The sequence below is a fragment of the Viscerimonas tarda genome (genome assembly GCF_054601255.1).
Genome location: NZ_BAAHWV010000093.1, coordinates 1 through 3,107 on the forward strand (window position 1 = coordinate 1; position 3,107 = coordinate 3,107).

The window sequence follows — 3,107 nt, forward strand, 5'->3', positions numbered from 1 at the left end:
GAACGCCCGCCACAAGAGCGGCAATTATCGAAACCCTGTTTTCGAGAAATTACATTGTCCGCGAAAAGAAATCGCTCGTTCCCACCGAAAAAGGATTGACGGTTTATGAAACGGTTAAGGACAAGCGAATAGCCGATGTCGCTCTCACAGGCAGTTGGGAAAATACTTTGGCACAAATCGAAAGCGGCGAGATGCAGCCGGAAACATTCCAAAAGACGATTGAAATCTATACGCGCCAAATTACAATGGAATTGTTGGATACCAAGATTACCGTTTCAGATGAAAATGCGTGTGTTTGTCCGAAATGCAAAACCGCGCCAATCCGCTTTTATCCCAAAGTCGCAAAATGCAGCGACCCAAATTGCGGATTGGTAGTTTTTCGTACCATTAGCGAAAAGGAATTGACCGACAAACAGATTTTGGAATTGCTTACCAAAGACAAAACCGCAGTCATTAACGGATTCAAAAGCAAGGCAGGCAAAGTATTTCCAGCCGCATTGAAATTCGATGATGAATACAAAGTTACCTTCGATTTTTCGGATAAGAAAAAGAAATCCGGGAAAAAGTGATAACTTTGCCACTGAAAGACACGTCATAATGGTTTTTGCTGTTTTGCGTGGATTTTAGTGGCGGCTCTGTCGGGAGGGATACCCGGCAGAGCCTTTTTACTCTAATTATTCTGAAAACAAGGAAAATCAGTGATTATACTGTATTTTTGCAACCGAAAAAAAGAAATATAATATGGCAAAAAAGAAGCATCAGGGACATTACTGTAAAATCTGCGGCGAACATAAAGCCAATGAAAAATTCAGCGGTAAAGGACATTCCATACATATTTGCAGAGACTGTGAAGCATTGCCGCAGGAAAGGAAAAACGAACTTCAGTATATGAACCGGATTGAGCGGATTGCAGAAAAATATCCCCGTTCAAGGGAAGATTGGGATTTGCTCGAAAAGTATGCAAAAAACAAAGTATACCCGGAAGCAAGCGAGTTCGCTCAAATGATTCTGGAAATGAGCGGCAAACGGATAGCAAAAAGTTAAACGAGTTTGCATACATAAGTATTTTTGAGTAATTTTGCACCTCTGAAAAATCAGGAAAATGACAATTCAAGAACTTATACACCTTCGCGAATCGGAGGACAAGGTAGAATTTAAGCAGGCTAAAACGCAATTCGCCTACAATTCTGGTAGGAAAAGCGTTTTGGGTTACGTTTCCGCTATCGCTAACGAGGGCGGGGGCTATCTTGTCTTTGGCATTAAAGAGGCATCGCCGCACGAGGTTTGCGGGTCGCTGGCTTTTGAAGGGAAAGAAGGGAAATTGGAACAGGACGTTTATCGGGATTTGAAAGTCAGGATAAAAACGGAAACGCTTTTTGATGATGGGAAACGGATTTTGATAATCAAAATTCCGTCTCGACCGGTTGGCAAAGTGCTGTATTTTGAAGATGTTCCGCTGATGCGCGTTGGCGAAAGTTTAACGCGAATGTCTGACGAAATGTATCTTTCTATTATTCAGGAACAGGAGCCGGATTTTTCAGAAAAGATATGCGAAGGCTTGACCTTTGAGGATTTGGACAGGGAAGCAATAGAAGTAATGAAAGAGCGTTATGCCAAAAAACAGGAAAACCCCGCTTTCAGAACGTTGCCTGATATGCAAGTGTTTACCGATTTGGAACTCGTTCAAAACGGTAAATTGAATTATGCCGCACTGCTTTTACTCGGAACTCGTAAAGCATTGCGTCAATATCTTCCCAATGCTGCCGTTACTGTTGAATACCGTTTAAACCATTCAATGATACCCTATGATACCCTACACGGCAAGGCAGGAATTTCAAGAGTCTTTATTTACGTTAATCGACAAAATATGGGCTTATATCAACCAGCCTGCAAGTAACCCGCTGCTGCACATTCGCGACAAGTTCAATATCTACGACATTAAGAGTTTTAATGAAGAGGTTGTGCGTGAAGCAATTATCAATGCCTGCGTCCATCGCTCGTACAAATTTTCAGACGATGTTTTTATCAAGCAGTATCCTGATGAATTAATTATTACCAATGCAGGCGGTTTTCCTTCGGGCGTATCACAAGAAAACATTTTGATAATCAACAGCCGTCCGCGCAGTAAACGCCTGACTGAAGTGTTGCAAAAAACAGGATTTATAGAACGGTCGGGGCAGGGTGTTGATAAAATGTTTTACCTCTGCCTGATGGAAAGCAAGCCGTTGCCGGACTTTTCCCATACCGATGCCACACAGGTGGATTTACGGTTGAAAGCCAAAATTATTGACAATGCTTTTTATCTGTTTGTCAATAAAATACAAGGCGACAGAATGGACAAACTCAATGTATTTGACCTGCTCACATTGGATAGGGTGCGGCAAGGCATTTCGACAGATTTACCTGAACTGTCGGTTGCAAAATTGCAGCGCGAAGGCCTGATAAAACCTCAAAAACCAAAATCCAAGAAATTGATTCTATGCGACTTATATTATGATTTAATAAAACAAAGTGGCGGTGTAAGTGGCGGTGTAAGTGGCGGTGTAAGTGGCGGTGTAAGTGTGTCTGATATTGAAAAAACAATTTTGGAAGTTATTCGGAACAACGATAACATCAACACAAAACAAATTAGAGAGTTGCTCAATATGCCTCTCCGAACAGTAGAAAGATATTTAGCAAAACTTAAAGCGGAAAATTTGATAGAGTTTCGTGGAATACCTAAAACAGGAGGATATTACCTGAAAAACAGATAATACACGGAATATAGCACAACTGTTTCAATTCCCCATAAGAAAGTAAAAATTCCCCATAAAAACCGTATTTTTCGCATCTGTTTTTATTTAATAATCTGAATATCAGCAATAATACAATTCCCCATAGACACGAAAAAGAGTAGTAAGAAATAGAAAGATAGTCGTAAGAAATGAATAATTTCTTGAACTTAATGCGACATATAATATTGATTCCCTACTCTTTCTTAATCAAATGCTGCAAGTCAGGGTCGGCAGCAATTCGCGACAATTCTTCGGCAACAATCTGTTTCACATCGGCTTTGATTTGATTGTAATTGCGTTCAATTTCCGCCTGCATGGTATCGTTGCCGTCCC

4 protein-coding genes are annotated in these 3,107 nt (G+C 40.8%); all 4 read left to right on the plus strand.

Features of this window, described 5'->3' with window-relative positions:
• On the plus strand, positions 1-569 hold a 569-nt coding region (locus tag ACYPWY_RS15830), incomplete at its 5' end, for a DNA topoisomerase (protein WP_459686514.1).
• Between the two features lie 172 nt (positions 570-741).
• Positions 742-1,044: a hypothetical protein gene (locus ACYPWY_RS15835; RefSeq protein WP_459686515.1), complete on the plus strand. Its 303-nt coding sequence runs from the start codon at positions 742-744 to the stop codon at positions 1,042-1,044.
• A 58-nt stretch (positions 1,045-1,102) separates the two neighbouring features.
• On the plus strand, positions 1,103-1,897 hold the full coding sequence (locus tag ACYPWY_RS15840) for an AlbA family DNA-binding domain-containing protein (protein ID WP_459686516.1): 795 nt from the start codon (positions 1,103-1,105) through the stop codon (positions 1,895-1,897).
• Positions 1,806-2,753 carry an ATP-binding protein gene (locus ACYPWY_RS15845; RefSeq protein ID WP_459686517.1) on the plus strand — a complete coding sequence of 316 codons (948 nt, stop codon included), beginning with the start codon at positions 1,806-1,808 and terminating at the stop codon, positions 2,751-2,753. The genes ACYPWY_RS15840 and ACYPWY_RS15845 overlap by 92 nt, the downstream gene beginning before the upstream one ends.
• The last annotated feature ends 354 nt before the right edge of the window (positions 2,754-3,107 follow it).

Bases quoted from the DNA above. Each gene is read 5' to 3' on its own strand.
- ACYPWY_RS15835 (WP_459686515.1), top strand. From the start codon at position 742: ATGGCAAAAAAGAAGCATCAGGGACATTACTGTAAAATCTGCGGCGAA.
- ACYPWY_RS15840 (WP_459686516.1), top strand. From the start codon at position 1,103: ATGACAATTCAAGAACTTATACACCTTCGCGAATCGGAGGACAAGGTA.
- ACYPWY_RS15845 (WP_459686517.1), top strand. From the start codon at position 1,806: ATGATACCCTACACGGCAAGGCAGGAATTTCAAGAGTCTTTATTTACG.